Consider the following 21,281-nt stretch of genomic DNA (forward strand, 5'->3'; position numbering starts at 1 on the left):
GCCGGGCCAGCGCGGCGCGATCGATCAGCTGTGCCGGTTGCGTCGGCGGCGCGGCTCGCCGCCACCGCCCTCGCCGCCGCCACCTTCGCCACCCTCGCGGTCGCCCCGGCTCGGGCCACGGTCGCCGCGGTCCCGGTCGCTGCGGTCGCGCGGGCCACGGTCGCCCCGGTCCCGACCGGCCGGACGCTCGCCGCCGGCCGGCTGGGCCGGCGCCTCCTCGCCCTCGGGCCGCACCTTGTCCAGGTAGATCTTGCCCCGGGCGTCGATGTCGGCGATCGACACCTCGACCTTGTCGCCGACGTTGAGGAAGTCCTCCACCCGCTCGACCCGCTTGCCGTCGCCCACCTTGGAGATGTGCAGCAGGCCGTCCCGGCCCGGCAGCAGCGAGATGAACGCCCCGAACGCGGCGGTCTTGACCACCGTGCCGAGGAACTTGTCGCCGACCTTCGGCAGCGTCGGGTTCGCGATCGCGTTGATCCGCTCGACCGCGGCCTCGGCCGACGGGCCGTTGGTCGCGCCGACGTAGATGGTGCCGTCGTCCTCGATCGAGATCTCGGCGCCGGTCTCGTCCTGGATGGCGTTGATGGTCTGGCCCTTCGGCCCGATCACCATGCCGATCTTGTCGACCGGGATCTTCACCGTGGTCACCCGGGGCGCGTAGTCCGACATCGTGGCCGGACCCTCGATCGCCTCCTGCATCACGCCGAGGATGACCTGCCGCGCCTCGTACGCCTGCGCGAGCGCCGCCGCGAGCACGTCGGACGGGATGCCGTCGAGCTTGGTGTCGAGCTGGAGCGCGGTGACGAACTCCCTGGTGCCGGCGACCTTGAAGTCCATGTCGCCGAAGGCGTCCTCGGCACCGAGGATGTCGGTCAGCGTCACGTACTGCGTCTTGCCGTCGACCTCGTCGGAGATCAGGCCCATCGCGATGCCGGCGACCGGGGCCTTCAGCGGCACACCGGCGCTGAGCAGGGCCAGCGTGGAGGCGCAGACCGAACCCATCGAGGTGGAGCCGTTCGAGCCGAGCGCCTCGGAGACCTGGCGGATCGCGTACGGGAACTCCTCGCGGCTGGGCAGCACCGGGATCAGTGCCCGCTCGGCCAGCGCGCCGTGCCCGATCTCGCGCCGCTTCGGCGCACCGACCCGGCCGGTCTCACCGGTCGAGTACGGCGGGAAGTTGTAGTTGTGCATGTAGCGCTTGGACTTCTCCGGGGAGAGGGTGTCCAGCGCCTGCTCCATCCGGAGCATGTTCAGCGTGGTGACGCCGAGGATCTGCGTCTCGCCGCGCTCGAAGAGCGCCGAGCCGTGCACCCGGGGCAGCACCGCGATCTCGGCGCTCAGCGGCCGGATGTCGCGCGGCCCGCGGCCGTCCATCCGGACCTGCTCGCGGAGCACCCTGGCGCGTACCTCGGACTTGTTCAGCGAGCGGAAAGCCGCGCCGAGCTCCTTCTCCCGGCCCTCGAAGCTGCCGGCGAGCTGCTCGACGACCCGCTCCTTGATCCGGTCCAGGGCCTCTTCGCGGTCCGCCTTGCCGGCGATCTTCAGCGCCTCGGCGACCTCGCCGCGCGCCGCACCGGCGACCGCCTCGTAGACGTCGTCGGAGTAGTCGAGGAAGACCGGGAAGTCGGCGACCGGCTTGGCGGAGACCTCGGCCAGCTCGCTCTGCGCCCGGCACAGCTCCCGGATGGCCGGCTTGGCGGCCTCCAGGCCGCTCGCCACGACCTCCTCGGTCGGCGCCGGGGCGCCACCGGCGACCAGCGCCACGGTGTGCTCGGTCGCCTCGGCCTCGACCATCATGATCGCGACGTCGCCGTCCGGCAGGGTACGGCCGGCGACCACCATGTCGAAGGTGGCCCGGCCCAGCTCCTCGATGGTCGGGAAGGCGACCCACTGGCCGTCCACGTGCGCCATCCGGGTGGCCCCGATCGGGCCGGAGAACGGCAGGCCGGAGAGCTTGGTGGAGAGCGAGGCGGCGTTGATCGCCACGACGTCGTACGGGTGTTGCGGGTCGAGCGCCAGCACGGTCTCGACGACCTGTACCTCGTTGCGCAGCCCCTTGACGAAGGAGGGGCGCAGCGGCCGGTCGATCAGCCGGCAGGTGAGGATCGCGTCCTCGCTGGGCCGACCCTCACGCCGGAAGAACGAGCCGGGGATCCGACCCGCCGCGTACATCCGCTCCTCGACGTCGACGGTGAGCGGGAAGAAGTCGAACTGCTCCTTCGGCTGCCTGCTCGCGGTGGTCGCGGAGAGGACCACGGTCTCGCCGAGCTGGGCGAGGACGGAGCCGGCGGCCTGCCGGGCGAGCCGCCCGGTGGAGAAGGTGATCTCACGGGTGCCGAAGGACCCGTTGTCGATCACGGCGGTGCGGTGCTGGGTGCCCAGCGTGCTGTTGGTGGGGTTGGACGTTTCGGTCATAGTGCGGTAGCACTCCTTCGATCGGGGGCCCGCGACTGCCCTCCGTGCCGGTATCCACCGGTACGAGACCGTGGCCAGAGGAGCTGCCCAGACAACCGGTCTTCGATCGAAGCGCCCGGGGCGCCGGGTGTGCCGGCCGGCCCGGGGGCCACTACCGAGGACCGGTGCGTCGACCGGCTCCCCATCGGGTGGTCGCGCTGGCCCCTGGTTACGGGTGTGGCGAGGTGGGCGGGTGGAGCGGCTGCCCGTCGGTGTCGTCGGCGATCTCGTGTCGCCGGACCGGCACCGGAGCGGCCGCTCCCCCGCTCAGCTCAGCGCCGCAGGCCGAGTCGCTCGATGAGCGACCGGTAGCGGCTGATGTCCTTCTTCTGCATGTAGTTGAGTAGCCGCCGACGGCGACCCACCAGCAGCAGCAGACCACGACGGCTGTGGTGGTCGTGCTTGTGCACCTTGAGGTGCTCGGTGAGGTCGGCGATCCGCTTGGTCAGCACCGCCACCTGCACCTCGGGCGAACCGGTGTCACCCTCGGCGGTCGCGTACTCCTGGCGGATCTTGGCCTTGCTTTCCTGGTCGAGCGCCATATCTCCCTGTTCCTGGATTGTCGTGTCCGCCCTCGGCCGGTCGGTGGACCGGGTCGGGGCGACCTCGCACCCGCGGCGTCGTGCAGGCACGCGAGGCCACGCCGGTAACCCGACGTCCCCGTCAGATTACCAGCCTGCTCCGGTACGGCCGAGTCAAGGGCACGCCCGACCTGGTCGGATCGCTCCGGTTGGACGGGTTTTGCCTGCTCAGCGCCGGCCTGACCGCAGCGGCGTCAGCGGAGCACCCGGCGGGTCTGCTCGACGTCGGCCTCGATCTGCGCGATCAGCGGCTCGATGCCGTCGTAGCTGCGCATCTCCCGCAGGTACGCCACGAAGTCCAGGGCGAGCCGCTCCCCGTAGAGATCGCCGGAGAAGTCCAGCACGTACGCCTCGACCCGGCGCTCCCGGCCGGAGAACGTCGGATTCGTGCCGATCGACACGGCGGCGGGGAGCCGCTCGGCGCCCTGGCCCGCCCGGCCGCCCCGCCGGATCAGCCAGGCCGCGTAGATCCCGTCCGCCGGCACCGCCGCATAGCGGTGGCAGAGCAGGTTGGCGGTCGGAAAGCCGATCTCCCGCCCCCGCTGGTCGCCCCGGACCACCACACCCTCCAGCCGGTGCGGCCGGCCCAGCGCCGCCGCCGCCGCGCTCACGTCACCGGCGGCGACACAGGCCCGGATGTAGGTGGACGAGAAGACCGTGTCGGCGTCGGCGACCAGCGGCGCCCCCTCCACGCCGAAGCCGAAGGTACGACCCAGCCGCTCCAGCAGGGCCACGTCACCGGCCGCCCGGTGGCCGAACCGGAAGTTCTCCCCCACCACCACGAGCGCGGCGTGCAACTGCTCGACCAGTACGTCGTGCACGAACGCCTCCGGCGAGAGCCGGGAGAAGTCGGGGGTGAACGGCACCACGCAGAGTACGTCCACCCCGAGCGCCTCGATCAGCTCCGCCTTGCGGGCCGGCTCGGTGAGTACCGCCGGATGGGAACCGGCCCGGACCACCTCGGCCGGGTGTGGGTCGAAGGTGACCACCACCGACTGCACGCCCATGTCCCGGGCGCGCTTCACCGCGTGCCCGATGATCGCCTGGTGCCCCTGGTGTATCCCGTCGAAGACCCCGATGGTGACCACCGACCGGCCCCAGCCGACCGGCGCCCCGTGGTACCCCCGCCACCGCTGCATCCCTGATCCCTTCTCCTTCCCTGCGCCTGCCCCGCCGACTTCCCGGCGCCTGCCCGCCGACGGCCGCTCGCTCAGGCCGGGGCGAGCACGATCTCCGCCCGGGCCCGACCGTCCCGGTCGCTGACGATAGCGATCAGGCCACCCGCCGGATCGAAGACCGCGTACGGCCCGGTGATGCCGCCCGGGTCGAGTGGACCGCCGTGCGAGAGCACCTTCGCCTCGTCCGCGCTGGCCTGGCGCTGCGGGAAGAACCGCCGGGCCGCCGCCTCGACGGTCAGCCCGACCACGTCCGGGGCGCGTTGTTCCAGCTCCGGCAGGGTCGTCGCCTCGGCCAGCGTGAAGCCGCCCACGGCGGTACGCCGCAGCGCGGTCAGGTGCCCGCCGACCCCGAGCGCGGCGCCGAGGTCCCGGGCGAGTGCCCGGATGTACGTCCCGGACGAGCAGTCCACCGCCACGTCCACGTCCAGCACGGCCACCCCGTCGACCGTGTCGCGACGAAGGCCGAGCACGTCGAAGCGGGAGACGGTGACCCGCCGCGCGGCCAACTCGACCGCCTCGCCGTCGCGTACCCGCTTGTAGGCCCGCTGTCCATCGATCTTGATCGCGCTGACCGCGCTCGGCACCTGGTCGATCTCGCCGGTCAGCGGCAGCACAGCGGCGCGTACCGCCTCCTCGGTGACCCCGGCGGCGTCGGCGGTGGCGACCACCTCGCCCTCGGCGTCGTCGGTCACCGTCGACTGGCCGAGCCGGATCGTCGCGGTGTAACCCTTGCCGGCCCCGATCACGTACGTCAGCAGCCGGGTGGCCCGACCGACCCCGATGATCAGCACTCCGGTGGCCATCGGGTCCAGGGTGCCGCCGTGCCCGACCCGGCGGGTCCGGGCCAGCCGGCGGATCCGGGCCACCACGTCGTGCGATGTCATGTCGGCGGGCTTGTCGACCACGATCAGACCGTCACTGCTCACGGGATACCAGCGTGCCAGAGAGCGGCAGCGCACCGGCAGGTGGCCGGACCACCAGCATCCGGCGGCGGTCCCTGCCGGGGCATCGGATGTGGGAAGCTTCCGCGACCGTCCAGACCCACCCCCGGGGGAGTCGTGCCCGAAGCCGCACCGACACAGCAGGAACCGACCTCCTCCCCGCCCACCTCCGCGACTGATCAGGGGGTGACGCTCCCCGACTGGATGCGGGTCGCCAGTCCCGAGGCGCCACCACCCGGCCGGTTGCGGAGCTGGCTCCAGGACCACGGTCTCAAGACGCTGGCCCTGGCGATCGTCGGCGCGATCTTCGTACCGTTCGGGATGATGATCTGGGACGTCGCGACCGCCCCGCCCGGCACACCCAGCTATCTGAGCGAGGTGAACGCGTTCGTCGGTACCGAGGCCGCCAGATACCGGGAGGGGATCGCCGGGATCGACCCGCCGGAGCCCCGGGCGACCGACACGTTCACCGCCGACGAGGTCGGGGCGGCGCTGGAGTCCGTCCGCCGGGCGCTGGCCGCCGCCCGGCTGGACCCGGCGATGGTGTCGGACCGGGACCCGAGCGTCTTCCTGGCGCTGCTCGCCCCCGCCAGCCGGTCCCGGTTACGCACCGACTTCACCGCCCGGTCGGCGCCGTACTACGTGACCCAGGCGCACGGCCGGATTCCGTTGGCCGAGTTCGAGCCACGGGTCGACGGGGAGATGACATACCGGGAGATCAGAGTCGACGGGGCGCCCCGGCTGGAAATCAGCACCGCCTACACCTGGGTCTACCCGTTCGAGGTGTCGACGGTCACCGCCGGCCGGAACCTGGTGACGGTGACCGACGAACTGGTCTGGCACGTCGTACCGGAGACCGCCGCCGACGTCGAGTCCCGGGGCCTGCACCTGCACGACGGTGCGGCGGCGGCCGAGAACGTCGCCTGCGAGCCGTTCCGGGACGGGCGCATCTCACCGGCGACCGGTACCGCCGTCGAGGTGTGCCGGTAGCCGGCTCGTGGGGCGTCAGCGGGTGGCGCCGAGTACGGCCCAGCGGCCGGAGCGCATCCGGAGCAGCAGTCCGACCAGCCGGGCCACGATGAAGAGGGTGAGCCCGGCCCAGATGCCGCCGAGGCCGAGGTCGAGGGCGAAGGTGAGCCAGATCGCCGGCAGGAAGACGCCGAAGCCGCTGACCACGGTCAGGTTGCGCAGGAAGCGGACGTCACCGGCACCGATCAGCACCCCGTCGAGGGCGAAGACCACGCCGGCCAGCGGCTGCATCCCGACGAACCAGGGCCAGGCGATCATGGCCTGCTCGCGTACCTGGGGATCGTCGCTGAACCAGCTCGGCACCACTGGAGCACCGGCGCCGATGATCAGCGCGAAGGCGACGCCGCAGATGCCGCCGTAGATCGCGATCCGCCGGCCCAGCAGCCGGGCGCTGGCCGCGTCGCCGGCCCCGAGCGCCGCTCCGACCAGCGCCTGGGCCGCGATGGCGAGCGCGTCGAGCAGCAGCGCGGTGAAGAACCAGAGTTGCAGGGCGATCTGGTGCGCGCCGACGGCGGCCACCCCGAACCGGGCCGCCACGGTGGTCGCGGAGAGGAAGCTGGCCTGGAAGGCGGCGCCCCGGATCAGCAGGTCGCGGCTGAGCACGAGTTGCCGGCCGATCACCCGGGGCCGGGGCGCCAGCGGCACCCGCTCGGCGACCAGCGCGGCCGCGAAGAGCAGCCCGGAGAGGGTCTGCGCGACCGCGTTCGCGATCGCCGAGCCGGGCAGGCCGAGGCCGGCCGGATAGACCAGCAGTGGGCAGAGCAGCGCGGAGAGCAGGTTGGGCCCGAGCACGAACCAGAGCGGCCGCCGGGTGTCCTGGACGCCGCGCATCCAGCCGTTGCCGGCCGCCGCCAGCAGCAGGCCGGGGGCGCCGATCGCCGCGATCCGCAGCCAGAGTGCCGCGCCGTCGGCCACCTCGGGGGATCCGCCTCCGGCGACGGTACGCGCCAGCGGGCCGGCCGCGAACTGCATGGCGACCGCCAGCAGCAGGCCGGCGCCGAGGGCGAGCCAGGACGACTGGACTCCCTCGGCCACGGCGGCGGCCCGGTCGCCGTACCCGAACCGGCGGGCCGCCCGCCCGGTGGTGCCGTACGCGGTGACGGTGCCGATCCAGACGACCAGGGTCATCACCGGTCCGCCGACGGCGAGCGCGGCCAGCGGCACCGACCCGAGGTGCCCGAGTACGGCGGTGTCGACCAGCACGTAGAGCGGCTCGGCGGCCAGCACCAGCAGGGCGGGCAGGGCGAGTCCGAGGATCCGCCGCGCGGACGCGTCGACCGCCCTCGGCGCCGGGCCGGCGGCTTCCGGCGATGGTGGGGCGACTTCCGGGGTCGGGACGCTGGGCTGGCTCATCGGGAACGATCCTGGCATGACGGGTGTAAGGAACGCAAGGCATAGCATCGCTTACCTATCCAGGTGGGGGAAGCCTCGACGGCGTACTGTCGAGCTGCCCCGGCTGTGCGTCCACCACGTGGACCCGGACGCGCCGCGACTGGCTTGCACAGCGACCAGTGCCTATGCTCCGGAACCGTGTCGAACCACGGCGGGGGGCCGGGAGCGGGCCGATCGGGGCTGGGCGCCCGACTGTTGGCGGTGCCACTGCGCTGGCTGGGGCTCGGCACCGGCGTGGCCGGGCTCGCCGCGTCCGGCCTCTTCGGCGGCCTGGACACGGTGACGAAGCCCGAGGTGCCGACGGTCGCGGTCGGCGAGGTCGTCGACGGCGGGCCGTGGAACGTCACGGTGACCGGCAGCAGGCTGGTCGGCAAGCTGCCGACGCTCTACCTGCGGGACGGCAGGCGCTGGTTCACCGTACTGGCGACGGTCGAGAACACCGCCGACGAGAGCCGTACCGACTTCCGGGACGCCGTCCGGCTGACCGGTGTCGCCGGGGTCACGGAGGAGCGGGCGAGCCAGGTCCTGCTGGTACGCGACGGCAGCAGGCCGGACTATCTCAATCCCGGCCTGCCCGAAAAGCTCGCGTTCCTCTGGCAGCAGGACGACAGCACCCCCGTGCCAGAGAGCGCGACGGTGCAGGTCTGGGGTACGACGCGGCGCCTCGACACCGTCAGCGACACCTGGGAGTGGCGCGACTCCGAGCGGCGGGCCGAGGTCGAGGTGCCGGTGCAGGACCGGAGGGCCGGATGACCGTACCCGCCGAGCACCCGGAGCCCGACTCCGTCACCAGTCACCGGGCGCCGCCCGGCCCGGTGGGGCGGCTGGGCCTGCGGGCCGGCGCCGGCACCCTGATCGTCGCGGCGCTGGCCGTCGGCGGAGCCATCGCCAACTGGCGCCCGGTCAACGGCGGCGGTGCGGAGGCCCGTGAGCGGCCGTTCGTCCAGGCGGGCCGGTTCGGCGAGACGGTCTCGACCCGGGTCTTCGACGCGGCGGTGCTGGACGTCCGGGGCGCCGCCAAGGTGGCGACCGGCGGCGAGGCGTACGACACCGCCGGGGTCTGGATCGTGCTGCGGGTCCGCCTCACGACCCGGGACCGGGCGACCAGCATCGGGTACGCGGCCCTGCGCGACCAGCGGGACCGGACGTTCCGGGCCACCACCCGGTTCACCCAGTCGCTGGTCGGCGCGGGCCGGGTCCTCCAGCCGGGAATACCCGTCGAGGGTGACCTGGCCTTCGAGGTGCCCCGGGACGCGGCGACCAGACTCACGGCACACCTCGGGCAGCAGCAGGTCGACATCCGGATGGACGACCTGGCCGAGGTGCCGCTGCCCACGCTCGACCGGGCGCGCGTCGACGAGTGGGCGAGCGCCTCGGCACCGGTACCGCTGGCCGGCGCACGGGCGGTGGCGCCGTGACCCAGCCGCCACCGTCGATCCCGGCCGGCCGGGGCCTGGACGCGCTCGCCCCGCCGCCGCCCGCGCCGCCCCGCCGGGACCCGCTGGCTCCGCCACCGCCGTGGACCGGCCCGCCGACGGTGATCCTGCGGTACGCCGAGGTCGACACCGCCGTGCTTCCCGTGGTCGAATCCGGCCCGCCGCCGCCCACCACCCCGGCCGCGCCGGTCGCTTCCGGCGGCGTAGGCACCGGGCAGGTCGGCTGGTGGCGGCGTAACCGGTGGGGGCTGCTGGCCCTGCTCCCGGCCCTCGTCCTGGCGCTCGGCCCGGGGGTGAAGGACGGCTACCAGCGGTACTCCCAGGCGGAGTATCTCGAACCGGTCGGTGTCGGAGCCGACGGGTGGGCGACCTTCGCCGGTGCCCGGATCCGTCTGGTCGAACTGGTCGAGGCGCCGTCCGTACCGGGCCGGGACGACCGACCGCTCCCACTGCCGGCCGGCGTACGCCTCTGGCGGGCGAAGCTGGCGTTCGAGCTTTCCGCGCCGGAGACGCTGATCGGCTGCCTGCACTATCTGGAGGACCGGGAGGGTCGGCTGTTCAGCGCGAACCCGCCGGAGTTGAGCGGGGCCGGGCTGTCGAGCCCGGGCTGCGTCGCGGACGACCCCGCGGAGCGGACGTTGCAGGTGGAGGCGTACTTTCTGTTGCCTCGCCCGGCCACCCCGGTGGCGCTGCGGATCGTCAAGGCGACCCAGCGACCGCGCTACGCCCGGCTGCCGGTCGGCTGATCCCCCGGCCCGCCCCCCGGCTGGCCGCTCCCGGCCGGGCTGCCGGTCGCCGACGTCCCGGCGGCGAATGCCTCGGTGCCGAATGCCTCGGCGGCGGACGGCCCGGCGGCGGATGGCTCGGTAACGGACTCCTCGGTGGCGGATTCCTCGGTGGCGGATGTCGGGGGCGGTTGGATCCGCAGGACCCGGTCGACGGCGGCACCGAGCAGGCAGGCCAGCAGCACGGTGCCTACCGCGTCGTTGAGCATGGTCAGCCGCCCGGAGAGCGGCATCCAGACCGACTCCAGGTCCTGCCCGCCGATGATCAGCCGCTCCGCCTCCCACAGCCATTCCCGGGCGCTCTGGGCCAGCAGGAAGGCCAGGCAGAAGAAGAGCATCGGGGCCAGGCCGGCCCGTACCATCAGCCGCAGGCTGTGCACCATCGGGGCGAACCGCTCCCGGAGGTCGGCACCGAGGTTCGCGCCGACGACGCGTACCGGTCGGGGCAGTGCCCGCCACCGTCGGGCGGCCCGTTCCACCAGGTCGGCCTCGGACGGCGGCGGCGGGGTGAGCCGGTGGCCGTAGACGACCGCGCCGACCGCCAGCCACGCCAGCGGTACGACGACGGCCACCTGCACCGAGCCGGCCGCGTTGAGCAGGAACTCGCTCGTGGCGCGCACCGGCCCGGACAGCGGCCCGAGTCGGTCGACCAGCCCGTGCCAGGAGTCCAGCAGCCAGCCGACGACCCGGCGCTCCTGGAGCCATTGCAGCAGCGGATCCTGTGCCTGCGCGACCGTGGCGGCGACGACGGAGATCCAGATGACCTCGACGTAGGCGCCGGGAATGCCGAGCCAACCCATCCGGGACCGCTCCTGCCACCTGCCCAACAGCCAGCGCAGCACCACCGCGACGGCCACCACCGCCACGATGGTGCCGGTGATGTCGAGCGGCATACGGCGCTCCGCGTTCTCGGCGACCTGTCCGGGATCAATGAAGATGGCGGCGTCGGAGAGGTAGATGTCGACGAAGAGTTGGTAGAAGTAGTCGGTGAAATCCTCCTGGAGATATCCCCAGGAGGCGTAGACGGCGAGGAACGGCACCAGCGCGCTGCCCAGGTGGTCGAGAAGCGTCCTGCGGCGCGGCGGCCGATGTCCCCCGTCCCCCGCCGGCTCGGCCGTGGCGGGATCCGTCGGCTCGGTCGCACCGGAAGCTTCCGGCTCGGTCGTGGCGGCCGCGAGCCAGGGCAGGGAGGGGCGGAGGGCGCGCAGCATGAGTACCAGTGCGGTCAGGGTGGCGATCGGCCCCAGGACGACGACCAGCAGACCCAGTACGCCATTGATCTTGCTGACCTGCACCGCGCCGAGTACGACGAACTCCCGGGCCGCCGCCCCGGCGAAGTAGAGCGCGAACAGCACCGGCCAGTGCCGGAGCAGTAGGCGCAGCGAGGTGCCGAGCACGGCGAGGGCCTCCAGCAGCGCCGCGCCGAGCGTACGGCGACGGCGCGGCGCCCAGGTCCCCGTCCGTGGCGCCACCGCCGTCACGTCCGAGACGCCGATCACGGGCCACAGGGTACCGTCGAGCGGGGCGCGGCGAGGGCGACTCGACGGGTGCTGCACCTGCCCGACCATCTGAAGGGCGCGATCGTGCAGGGCTGCACACACTGTCTACCTCGGATAGTGTTCGGTCGACCACGCGGGCGTGATGGTGGGCGCTGCTTCCGCTACGCCGATCCGGCCCTACGCCATCCCGCCCAGCCGGTAGTCGGGGTAGTCGGGGTAGTCGGGGTAGTCGGGAGGATCGCATGGCCAGCATCGAGGAAGTCAAAGCCGCGCTTGCTCAGGCTGCTGACCAGGGCAACAGCACCCTCAACCAGATTCGGTCGGCCATCGAGAACACCGAACAGGTCCTCACCCGGCTCCGGGCGGTCGCCGCCGGCACCGGCCACCCGAAGATCGCCGAAGCCATCAACCGGGCCGAGCAGACGAAGCAGCGCCTCACCGAGGCCGCGACCATGATCCAGGGCAGCGCCGTTGCAGCCCGCGAATACGCGAACGTCCTCGGCTGATGACCACATTGCCCGGCACGACAGTTCGCCGGCTACTCCGGGCCGCTGCACGCGCCGCGCAGCCACTCGTCCGGATCGGTGCCGGCGCGCAGCTGTTCGAGGTTTCCCAGCAGCGCATCGAGCCGCTCCGGGTCCTGTAGGTATACCAGTACCGCGTGCTGGAAGGCGTTCGCCATCTCCGCCGGCATCACGTCCGAGGCGTCCAGACAGAGTGGGCTCGGGCTCGCCGTCAGCGTCTCCGCGATCCTCCGGGTCACCTCCGGCCGCCTGTCGACGCCGCCCGGCGCGCCCCCGTCACCGGGCCGGACGTCCCGGTTGACCGAAAAGAAGCTGCCGGCGCTGCTCTGCTGCCAGATTCGCTGCGCCTCGTCGGTGGCCAGGAACTCGATCAGGCGGCGGGCGGCCGGCTTGTCGCTGAACAGCCCGGCGAAGTCGGCCGACGCCATCGAGCCGTCCCGCCGTCCGGCACCGTCAGGAGCGGCACCGTCAGGACCGGCACCGTCAGGAGCGGCGCCGCCGTCGAAGGTCGGGAAGGGGAAGTAGTCCGCGCCGAGGACGTCCGCCGCCCGGATGGCGCCACTCGACTCGTCTTCGAGATAGCCGGCCCGCATGCCGATCACGAACGACGCCTGGTGTTCGAAGAGACAGCCGGGCTGGCTGGTGAACATCGGCTTGCCGGCGTCGGTGAACTCGGTCAACAGGGCGGCGGGGCTGCCGCCCCGGACCATCCCCGGAGAGCCGACCAGCCTGCCCCAGGCGTCCCAGGCCGCCCGTACCTCCGGCGAGGTCCAACCGAGACGGCCGGCCGACCAGGCGTCGTAGGCGGCCACCCCGGAACGGTGCAGCAGGATGTCCTCTATCCAGTCCGTTCCCGGCCAGCCGGAGCCCGGGGTGGCGCTCATGCCGAGGCACCACGGCGTCCTGCCGGCCTGCGCCAGCGACTCGCTGGTCTCGACCAGCGCCTCCCAGCTTCGCGGCGGCCCCGCCGCGCCGAACGGCACCCGTCCCGGCACGTACCAGACGAGACTCTTCAGGTCGGCCTTGATCGGCACCACGTCCAGTCCGTCGCCCTCGTTGAGTTGGGCCAGCCGGCGCCACTGCGGACTCATCGACGACCTGGGGTCGCCATCCAGCGGTCGGAGTACGTCCCGTCGCAGGTAGGCCGCCATCTCGCTCAGGGTCGGCAGCACCGCGACGTCCGGCGCGGCGCCCTTCTGCACCTCGGCGAGGAGGATCTGCCGTACGGCCCGGGTGCCCCGGTAGTCGACCTCGACGTCGTACTGCTCCTCGAAGGTGTCCAGCACCTGCCGGAAGCTCGCCTCCTCGGCGCCGGTCCAGGAGGCGAGCACCGTCACCGTCTCCGCGTCACGCTGGCCCAGGCAGCCGCCCAGGCCCACCCCGAGGGCGAGCACCGGCAGCAGGGCCAGGTGGGCAAGCCTGCGTCGCATGGAAAGCCTCATCTCGACCCGTACCGGTATTCCTCGATGCGCGGGCGCAGCCCCAGCCAGACCAGGAGCGCGATCGGCGAGGTCAGCAGCAGCACGACGAACGCACCGGACGTCGCCCCGGTGGCCAGCGCCGCCTGCTCGTCGACCTCCGCCGCGTGCCGGAGTACGTCGCGGTCGGCGACCGGCGTCGCGGACGGGGACGGGGCAGCGGCCGGGGCTCCGGCGTCGGAACTGCTCCGGAACACGTCGCTGCTCACCTGGCAGCCGTCCTGCCGGGGGCAGAATTCCGCGAGGAGTGCGTCGAGCGCGACGATGCCCTCGCGGTCGGCGCTGGAGGACTGTCCCGCCGACAGCCGGCGGACCTCCGACAGTTCCGCGTGGGCGTCGGCCGACTGCTCCTTCGCGACCAGCACGAACGACGTACCGGCGGCGAGCACGACGAGCAGCAGGGTGCTGGCGGCGAGGCCCCAGTTGACCGCCCGGCGGAACCGTCGGCGCAGGAAGAGTTGCGCGCCGACGAGCAGGAGGAGCAGGAGGAGTACCGGCACCGCCCAGACCAGCGTCACCCAGGGATTGAGCCACCCGGACGAGAGCCGCACCTCCAGCGTCGCGGTCTCCGCCGCCAGCATCGCGTCGATCTGGGCGAGGATTCCGCCGTCGGAGTGCAGCAGCCGGGAGGCGTACCAGGCATAGGCGGTGGTGAGACCACCGGGCCCGCTCTGCCCGTAGTGCGCGTGCGCCTGCCCCATCAGGTTGATGTACGTGACCAGCAGCCCTTCGACGACCTGGATCTGCCGGCTGCTGCTGTCACCCGATCCGATGTCCTCGGCGGCCTGCGCCAGGCTCTGGCTGGCGGCGGCGATCTGGTTCTGGTATTCCTCGCCGGGTCCGACCAGTTCGGCCTGCCGGGTCTGGAAACTGGTGATCGCCGCCGTGTCGGCCCGGACCAGGGCGGTACGCACCGCCGCCAGCTCCATCACCGAGGGGAGGCTCCGGGTGCGTACCGTCTCGGCGGTGCGATGGGTGCCCCAGATCACGGCGAGCGAGCTGGTCAGCACCAGCACCGTCGCGCCGAGCAGGCAGCCGAGCAGGCGCAGCAGGGTACGCCGGGTGGTGCTCGGCCGCACCGCACCGCCGGCCGCCGTCGGTCCCACCATCAGGCCCCCTCGCCAACTGCCGCCGCCTCGCCGAACGGGCGGCGGCAGACCTCGCACGCCGTCGCGTCGGGCGGCGAGATCCGCCCGCAGGGACAGACCTGGTCGGCGGCGGCCGTCCCCGGCTCCGGCGACGGCGGCCCCGGCGATCGGGGCGTGCGCGGCTGGGGAGCCTCCCACGGCGACTCGGCGCCGCCGGCCATCACCGAGCTGACCCCGACCCGCAGCAGCGCGCTGCGGGTCCAGCCCTCCTTGAGCCGTACCGGCCGGTCGGGGTCGCCGGTGACCTCCACCAGCCCGGCCAGCCGGTGCAGGACCTCGGTGTTGCCGAGCCGCTCCGCCAGCCCGAGGGCGATGCCGAGCTGCGCCTCGGCGGTTCTGCGGTCCCCCGCCTCCAGGGCGTCGCAGCCGGCGGTGACGGCGTCGCCCAACTCCTCCTGGCCGAGGTGCCGGGCGATCAACGGCTCGATCCGGGTCGGCGCCACCGGGTCGTCGGTCCAGCAGAGCACGATCGGCCGAGGGTCGGCGCACCGCTCGCCCGCCATCAGCAGGTCCACCCGGGCGGCCCGGAACTCCTCCTCCAGCGGCGGGCGGTCATCGTTCGACCCGTAGCCGATCGCCAGTTCCACCAGGAAGTCGCGGTTCTCGTCGTCGGTCCAGGAACCGGTGTAGAACTCGGTGGTCCGGTCGTCGAGTACGGTCGCGTGCTCGGTGAGGTCGGAGAGCGTCGGCGTCTCCTGGCGTACCGACCGGACCCGTACGCCGGGGGCGGTGGTGAGCCGGATCCGCAGGTCGGGCACCTGCTTGCCCATCGTCCTGTCCATGATGGACTCGAAGTCGGCGACCAGCTCGTCGACGTTCCCGATCGCCTCGGCCGTGCCGCGCAGCACGGAGGTGATCCGCAACAGTTGGCGATGGTCCCAGTCCTCGCCGATGCCCCGGGCGTCGCAGACGAAGTTGCCCGCGCAGCCGGTCAGCACCTCTTCGAGCTGTTCCGGTGTCTCGTGCTCGTTGCGGCCGTCGGTCAGCAGGATCACGTGCCGCACCAGGTCGGGGTGTGGTCGCAGCAGTTGGTCCGCCAGCCGCAGCCAGCCACCCATCGCGGTGCCACCGCCGGCGTAGAGGTGTCCGGTGGCCCGCCTCGCCTCCGCCCGGGTGCTGTCGCTGGCCACCGCCGTGGTCGCCCGTTCGGGATAGACCATCCGGGCGGTGTCGGTGCCGGCGACGATGGCGAAGCTGCTGCCGTCCCGGATGGCGTCGATCGCGGCCCGGGTGGCCTGCTTCGCCGCCGTTATCTTGGCCTGTGGATAGCCCATCGAGCTGGAGCAGTCGATCAGCACCACCACGCCGGCCGCGGTCGGCGCCGGCATCACCGCCTGGGCCGGGGACCGCGCCGTGACCCTGAGCACGACCGCCATCCCGGTGTCCGACGTCGACCGGTACGGGTTCTGCACGATCTCCAGCCCGAAGGCGTGTGGCGGGCCACTTCCGCCCGGTCCTGGTGTCACGCCGGCATCTCCCATCGGATCGTCACCGCCTCCCGTCCGGCCCTCGACACGGGCCGTCGGGCCGTCACCACGGGGTCCTCGGCCGCACCGCGTTGGCGAGGTCCACCAGTGCGCCGTGGTCGTCGGGCGTCCGGGCCTGCGCGGCGAGCACCCGCATCGAGCGTTCCAGCCGCCGCCGGAGGTCCTCCTCGGTCGGCTCCGGCCCGAGCACCTCACCGCCGTCGCCGAGCCCGTTCTCCGCGCGGGTGCTGCCGGTGCGGAAGAGGCCGAGCGCCGCCGCCTGGACCAGCGCGGTCAGCCGGTCCCTGGCCTCCCCGGTCTGGTTGCCGCCGTCGAGGTGCAGCGCCGGCAGCCGGCGTACCGCCTCGGCGACATCGGCCCGGGTCGGGCCGCCGGTCGGCAGCCGGCCGCAGAGGATGCGGACCGCCGCGACCCGGGCCCGCTCGTAGTGCAGGGTCTCCCTCGGTACCTCGTCCAGGATCCGCACCGCCCCGGCCCGGTCGCCGTCGCGCAGCCGCAGCCGGGCCAGCCCGAACGCGGCGCTGCCCTCACTCCGGTCGCGCCGCCAGATCGCCTGGTAGCAGCGAGCCGCCCAGTCGTGTTCGGCGAGATGCTCGGCGCAGAAGCCGAGGGCGAGCTTCGGGGCGATCTCGCCGGGGCAGTCGGCGTAGACGGCGTTGAACTCGGCCTCGGCCGCCGGAACGTCGGCACGGGCCAGCCCGAGCAGCCCCCGGTGCCAGCGGATCCGCCAGTCGTGCCGGGCCCGGGCGCCGAGGTCGGAGACCGCCGCGTCCAGGGTGCCGGCCGCGCTGCCCGGATCGCCCGCTTCCAGGTACGCCCGGCAGAGCGCGAGCCGGACCTCGACCGAGCGCAGACCGGAGTTGGCCAGCTTCTCGATCAGGCCGCGCGGGTCCGCCGCCCCGGCGGTGGCGAGCAGCTCCACCGCCTCGTCGTCCGGGTCCACGATCGGCAGCGGCAGCCCGCCGGCCGCCCAGGAGGGCGAGGGCGGCGCGATGTCGAGCACGTTCGTCGTGCCCCTGATCCAGACGTCCAGCCCGGGTACGGCGCCGAGCCCGCCGTCCAGCAACACCGGGGTCGGGGCGAAGACCGTGGACCGCACCGGGTGTGGGCGGCCGGTGCGCAGCGCCAGCAACTCCCGGAGTACCCCCTTGAGCTGCTGGGACATCTCGGCGGCGGTGGCGAACCGGCGGTCGTGCCCGGCAACGGCCCGGTTGACCAGCCGGACGAACGACTCCACGCCGAAGGCGATCCCGTCGGCGCCGGCCGGGGCCGACGGGCGTCCCTCGTCGCTGACCTCGAAGAGCACCTGGAGAGTCCGGCCGACGGTGTGGATGTCGGACCGGACGGTCAGGCCGTGCCGGCCGATCTCGTCCGGCGGTACCTGGAAGAAGTCGGTACCGACCCTCGGGCTCCTGTCGTCGTCGATCCGGCGTACGCCGCCGATGTCGATCACCTTGATCCGGTCGGCGCAGCGGATCACGTTCGCCGGCTTCATGTCGCAGTAGAGCAGGCCCCGGCCGTGCAGGTACTCCATCGCCGCGAGGATCTCGTGCCCGTACGCGAGCACGTGCTCGATCGGCAGCGCCCCGGTACGCCGGGCGGCGGCCACCTGCACGTCCTGCAACGACTGCCCGTTGAGGTACTCCATCACGATGTAACCGGCCTGCTCGCCGGTACGCGGATCGCGGTGGGTGACGGAGTTGAAGATGCGGACGATGTTCGGGTGGTCGAGGGTGGTCAGAAAGCGGCGTTCGGCGACCGCCAGCCGGAGCGCCGCCTCGTCGTTGCTGATCAGTCCCTTGAGGACGACCGGGTTGCCGTCGAGGTGGGTGTCCCGGGCCAGGTAGACCCAGCCGAGCCCGCCCCGGGCCAGGCAGCCGTCCACCTCGTACTGGTCGGCCACCAGGTCGCCCCGGCGCAGCTCGGGCACGAACGAGTACGGGCTGCGGCAGTGGCCGCAGTATCCCTTCGGCAGTGCGGGCTGGCCACGGAAGCTCCGGCCGACCTGGGCCCCGCAGTTGCCGCAGAACCGGCTCGACTCCGGCACCTCGGTGTCGCCGCGCAGCCGGCTGACCGGGTCGGCGGGCTCCAGCTCCGGCAGCGGCACCAGGCCGCCGACCAGCCAGGACGAGCCGCTGGAGACCGTCGAGCCGGGGACGACGGGCGGCGGCCCGGCGTCCGGGCTCGGCAGCGGCCGGCGGCCGCAGGTGTCGCAGAATCCGGTCTCGTCCACCGTCCCGGCGCAGTCCGGACGGTTGCAGTCGATCGTCACCGCGCCGCCCCCGGCCGATCGCCCCGACCGCCCCGCGTTCCCCGGTCGTCCCGCCCCGCGACACGGTCGTGCGGCTCGGCGGCCCGCCGCCGGATCGTCGTGGCGTACCGGTCGACCAGCACCTCGCAGGCCGCCAGGTCGGCCGGGCCGCGCCAGAGTGCCTCGTGGGCCTCGCGGTACAGCGCGGTCAGCTCCGGGTCCTCCCGCAGCGGCGCCGGTACTCCGGCCCGGTAGCCGTCGAGCCGGTCCCGCATCCGGTCGCGTTGGTCGAGGAGTTCCCCCAGTTCCCGGCGCGCCTGCCTGGCGGCGTCGAGCGCCCGGTCGGCCTTCCGCCGGCAGGACTCGATGGCGGGCAGCAGCGGGGTGTCGCCGGGTTGCGCGGCGGCGGCCCGCAGCGCGGTCAGCCGGAGCCGCAGCCCCGGCTCGTGCGGCGTCGGGGCCCGCACCGGCCTGACCCGGGCGGCGACGTGGGCGTACCGTTCCCGGGCGGCCTGTTCCGCGGCCCGCACCTCGGTGATCCGGGCGGCCAGCAGTTCGAGCGCGGCGTAGCCGAGGCTCGGCGCGCGGTCGTCGTGGAAGGCGAGCAGCAGCCGGAGGTCGCGTCCGGCCACCCGGTCGGCGATGGGTCGCACCACCTCGGCGACCAGCGCCGCCGGGTCGGCGGCCCGGTCCACGCCGTCGAGCACCAGGTTCATCGGCGGCGGCTCGCCGGCCATGCTGTCGGCCAGCGACTTCTCCGGGTCGGCCCCGACGCTCATCCAGTTGACGATCCGGCTGGCCACCTCCGCCACCGTCCGGCCCGACACGTCCAGCGCCAGGTCGATCCGGCCCGGCGGCGACTCCCCGGCGGTGGCCGGCGCCGGCCCGCCCCGGTCGGTGCCGTCGGGCCGGAACTCGCGGCTGGTCCGCAGGACGACGTCGCGCAGGGCGGCGTGTGCGGCCGAACCCGGTACGGTGACGATGATCCGGGAGTCCGGCGGGGCGCCGGGGGCGAGGAAGTCGGTGAGCTGCCGGACCACCGTCTCGTCGGTGGCGACCGGCCCGATCGGCGCGGCGAAACTCGCGTCGACCGCCGAGTCGCCGCTGACCCAGTCGCGCACCCGGGGCAGGTATCTGATGATCGTCTCGACCGGGATCATCCAGGAGAGTGCCGAATCCCGGCCGGCGAGATAGCTGACCACGATCCCGAGCACCTGGTCGGTCTCCTCGTCGAAGACCGCCGTGCCGCTGAACCCGGGCTCCACGGCGGGGCCGGCCGGCTCGGAGTCGAGTTGGATCCACTCGCCGCCGGGTCCACCGTCCCCGGCGAGCCGGGCCCGGGCCCAGACGCCGGTCGGGACCATCGACGGGAACCCGAACATCCGTACCGTGCGACGCGCTCCCGACGGCAGCCGGCGCAGTACCGGACCGGTGCCGTACGGCAGCGGCTCGGCGAGCCCGAGCAGGGCCAGGTCGGCCCGCTGGTCGTCCTGCGGCGGTTTCCAGCAGCCGTCGACCACCCGGCCCCGGGCCGGCGGGCCGGCGGGACGCCGTCCGACCAGGTCCACCTGGAAGTCCTGATCCGGCCGCCCGACCTCCGCGCCGGGGATCTGCGGCAGCAGGATGTGCGCGCAGGTGAGCACGTGGCGGTCACCGAGGACGATGCCGGCGCCACGGATCGCGGCGCGATCGTCCCGGATGCACGCCCGCCACTGTGCGCTGCCCGAATGGGACACACGGCAACGTTATTCGCATGTGTCGGATCGATGCCACCCATAACAAGGTCGGAAATCAGTCCGCACCCTCGGCCCCACGACACAGGTTGACCGTTGTCCCGGTAGGTCGACGGACGGCTGAGCCACGCACCGCCCGGGTCGAGTGCGGCGGTCCGCCCCGGTCCGCGGAGACAGCTCTCTACGCGGAGACTGTCGAGCTGCCCCGTTCGTGAGTCCGGTGCCGGGGCGAAGCAATGTCCTGATTGTCGTGCCCCGTCTCTGCACCCAGCTCGACAGTGTGCGCGGGAGGTTATCCCTCGTCCGACGGCGTCGGTCGCGAACCAAGCGGAACCAGGGTCGACCGTCGGGTCGGTCCGCTCGCGTCAGCGGCCGGGCCGGCGGCCGCCGGAACGGTCGGCACCACCCGGTCGAGCCGGGGCGGCCGCTGCCACCGGTCGACGAGCACCTCGTCACCGACACCCAGCACGCCCGGCTCCGGCACGGCGTACTTGACGCCGAACGCGATCCCGCCGTCGATCCGCCGGTAGTCGGCGAGGGTACGCAGCGGCTCCGGGCCGGTCTTCCGCCCGCTGCGCTGCTCGACAGTGGTCACCACGCACCGGCTGGCGAGCTTGGCGAAGGCCAGACCGACGCTGCCCACCGAGATCCGCCCAGCCAGGTCCTCGGTGTGCGGGACGTCCCAGCCGTCGACCACGATGTTCGGCCGGAACCGGCTCATCGGCACAGGTACGACGCCCCGGCCGAGCAGCCGTTCGTTGAGCAGATCCAACGTGGACCGGGAGAGCAGGTGCACGGCGGAACCGTCGGCGTACCCGGAGGTGCCGGCGATCTCGCCGTCGGTGACCCGGTCGTGCTCGGGCGGTACCCGCACCAGCCGGCTCGGCGCGCCGAGCACCTCCGACAGCCATCCGGCGGCCGTCTCCCCCTGGTCGATGCCCTGGTAGCGGGCGCCGAAGAGCAGCACGTCGCGGCGGGCCGCGTCGAGGTCGACCGCCAGCTCCACGGGATCGGCGCCGGGGGCGCGCAGCGTCAGCCGGGTACCGTCCGGGGTGATCGCCGGTCGGACCAGCGCCAGCCCGGGGTCCCGGCGCTGGCTGCGGAAGACGCCCTCCGGGTCGACGACCATGAAGCTGCGGTCGTGGGCGAGGCCGGCCGGGGTCACCTGGCTGCGGGCGACCGGCATGGCGGCGCAGCCCTTGATCGGGTACGTGATCAGTTCTCGGACGACGCCGTGCGGGGCGCGGGACGCGACACGGTCGGACATCGGCGGCTCCTCCTCGCGGAGGCGCCCTTGTCCCGATGGGATGTGGGGGCCGAGCGTGGCGGACACCGGTCCGTCGCAGCGCCTCTCGACCCGACGTC

Annotated in this window: 17 protein-coding genes; 5 read left to right on the forward strand and 12 right to left on the reverse strand. The window is 73.4% G+C overall.

The window, feature by feature from the left end; genetic code table 11:
* Positions 1 to 24 precede the first annotated feature (24 nt).
* From C6361_RS15850 to truB, 4 genes are all read right to left on the reverse strand, one after another.
* Positions 25 to 2,415 carry a polyribonucleotide nucleotidyltransferase gene (locus C6361_RS15850; RefSeq protein ID WP_107258543.1) on the reverse strand — a complete coding sequence of 797 codons (2,391 nt, stop codon included), beginning with the start codon at positions 2,413 to 2,415 and terminating at the stop codon, positions 25 to 27.
* A 311-nt stretch (positions 2,416 to 2,726) separates the two neighbouring features.
* The gene (gene rpsO, locus C6361_RS15855) at positions 2,727 to 2,996 is read right to left on the reverse strand and encodes a 30S ribosomal protein S15 (protein ID WP_101370399.1); all 270 of its coding nucleotides are present in this window, start codon (positions 2,994 to 2,996) and stop codon (positions 2,727 to 2,729) included.
* Positions 2,997 to 3,229: 233 nt separating this feature from the next.
* Positions 3,230 to 4,174 carry a bifunctional riboflavin kinase/FAD synthetase gene (locus C6361_RS15860; protein ID WP_107258542.1) on the reverse strand — a complete coding sequence of 315 codons (945 nt, stop codon included), beginning with the start codon at positions 4,172 to 4,174 and terminating at the stop codon, positions 3,230 to 3,232.
* Positions 4,175 to 4,245: 71 nt separating this feature from the next.
* A complete protein-coding gene (gene truB, locus C6361_RS15865) occupies positions 4,246 to 5,178 on the reverse strand; it encodes a tRNA pseudouridine(55) synthase TruB (protein WP_369931431.1) in 933 nt (310 codons plus the stop codon).
* A 162-nt stretch (positions 5,179 to 5,340) separates the two neighbouring features.
* Here truB and C6361_RS15870 point away from each other — a divergent pair, with 162 nt between their 5' ends.
* On the forward strand, positions 5,341 to 6,144 hold the full coding sequence (locus tag C6361_RS15870) for a hypothetical protein (protein ID WP_107268201.1): 804 nt from the start codon (positions 5,341 to 5,343) through the stop codon (positions 6,142 to 6,144).
* 15 nt (positions 6,145 to 6,159) lie between these two features.
* Here C6361_RS15870 and C6361_RS15875 read toward each other — a convergent pair whose 3' ends face one another.
* A complete protein-coding gene (locus C6361_RS15875) occupies positions 6,160 to 7,536 on the reverse strand; it encodes an MATE family efflux transporter (RefSeq protein WP_107268202.1) in 1,377 nt (458 codons plus the stop codon).
* 177 nt (positions 7,537 to 7,713) lie between these two features.
* Between C6361_RS15875 and C6361_RS15880 the strand changes: the two genes are divergently transcribed.
* From C6361_RS15880 to C6361_RS39015, 3 genes are read left to right on the forward strand one after another with little or no spacing between them, the layout of a single operon-like run.
* The gene (locus C6361_RS15880; protein WP_159079341.1) at positions 7,714 to 8,328 is read left to right on the forward strand and encodes a hypothetical protein; all 615 of its coding nucleotides are present in this window, start codon (positions 7,714 to 7,716) and stop codon (positions 8,326 to 8,328) included.
* Entirely contained in the window at positions 8,325 to 8,993 is a 669-nt protein-coding gene (locus C6361_RS15885) for a hypothetical protein (protein WP_107268204.1), read from the forward strand. Before C6361_RS15880 ends, C6361_RS15885 begins: the two co-directional genes overlap by 4 nt.
* Entirely contained in the window at positions 8,990 to 9,757 is a 768-nt protein-coding gene (locus C6361_RS39015; RefSeq protein ID WP_159079342.1) for a hypothetical protein, read from the forward strand. The genes C6361_RS15885 and C6361_RS39015 overlap by 4 nt, the downstream gene beginning before the upstream one ends.
* Here C6361_RS39015 and C6361_RS15895 read toward each other — a convergent pair.
* Entirely contained in the window at positions 9,733 to 11,295 is a 1,563-nt protein-coding gene (locus C6361_RS15895) for a hypothetical protein (RefSeq protein WP_107268206.1), read from the reverse strand. The genes C6361_RS39015 and C6361_RS15895 overlap by 25 nt on opposite strands.
* A gap of 242 nt (positions 11,296 to 11,537) precedes the next feature.
* Between C6361_RS15895 and C6361_RS15900 the strand changes: the two genes are divergently transcribed.
* Positions 11,538 to 11,801 (forward strand): hypothetical protein, encoded by a 264-nt coding sequence (locus tag C6361_RS15900; RefSeq protein ID WP_107258535.1) that lies wholly within the window; start codon positions 11,538 to 11,540, stop codon positions 11,799 to 11,801.
* Positions 11,802 to 11,833: 32 nt separating this feature from the next.
* Here the strand turns inward: C6361_RS15900 and C6361_RS15905 are convergent, their stop codons facing one another.
* The 6 genes from C6361_RS15905 to C6361_RS15930 all read right to left on the reverse strand — a co-directional run bounded on the left by C6361_RS15905 (position 11,834) and on the right by C6361_RS15930 (position 21,183).
* Positions 11,834 to 13,249, reverse strand: coding sequence for an extracellular solute-binding protein (locus C6361_RS15905; RefSeq protein WP_107268207.1), 1,416 nt, complete (start codon positions 13,247 to 13,249; stop codon positions 11,834 to 11,836).
* An 8-nt stretch (positions 13,250 to 13,257) separates the two neighbouring features.
* On the reverse strand, positions 13,258 to 14,406 hold the full coding sequence (locus tag C6361_RS15910; RefSeq protein ID WP_107268208.1) for a hypothetical protein: 1,149 nt from the start codon (positions 14,404 to 14,406) through the stop codon (positions 13,258 to 13,260).
* A complete protein-coding gene (locus C6361_RS15915) occupies positions 14,406 to 15,911 on the reverse strand; it encodes a VWA domain-containing protein (protein WP_159079343.1) in 1,506 nt (501 codons plus the stop codon). The genes C6361_RS15910 and C6361_RS15915 overlap by 1 nt, the downstream gene beginning before the upstream one ends.
* Positions 15,912 to 15,975: 64 nt before the next feature.
* On the reverse strand, positions 15,976 to 18,204 hold the full coding sequence (locus tag C6361_RS15920; RefSeq protein WP_199853365.1) for a serine/threonine-protein kinase: 2,229 nt from the start codon (positions 18,202 to 18,204) through the stop codon (positions 15,976 to 15,978).
* The gene (locus C6361_RS15925; RefSeq protein ID WP_107268210.1) at positions 18,201 to 19,919 is read right to left on the reverse strand and encodes a serine protease; all 1,719 of its coding nucleotides are present in this window, start codon (positions 19,917 to 19,919) and stop codon (positions 18,201 to 18,203) included. Before C6361_RS15925 ends, C6361_RS15920 begins: the two co-directional genes overlap by 4 nt.
* A gap of 289 nt (positions 19,920 to 20,208) precedes the next feature.
* Positions 20,209 to 21,183, reverse strand: a complete 975-nt coding sequence (locus C6361_RS15930; RefSeq protein WP_107268211.1) for an MOSC domain-containing protein — start codon at positions 21,181 to 21,183, stop codon at positions 20,209 to 20,211.
* Between the last annotated feature and the right edge of the window lie 98 nt (positions 21,184 to 21,281).

Source organism: Plantactinospora sp. BC1, from assembly GCF_003030345.1.
GTDB lineage: Bacteria > Actinomycetota > Actinomycetes > Mycobacteriales > Micromonosporaceae > Plantactinospora.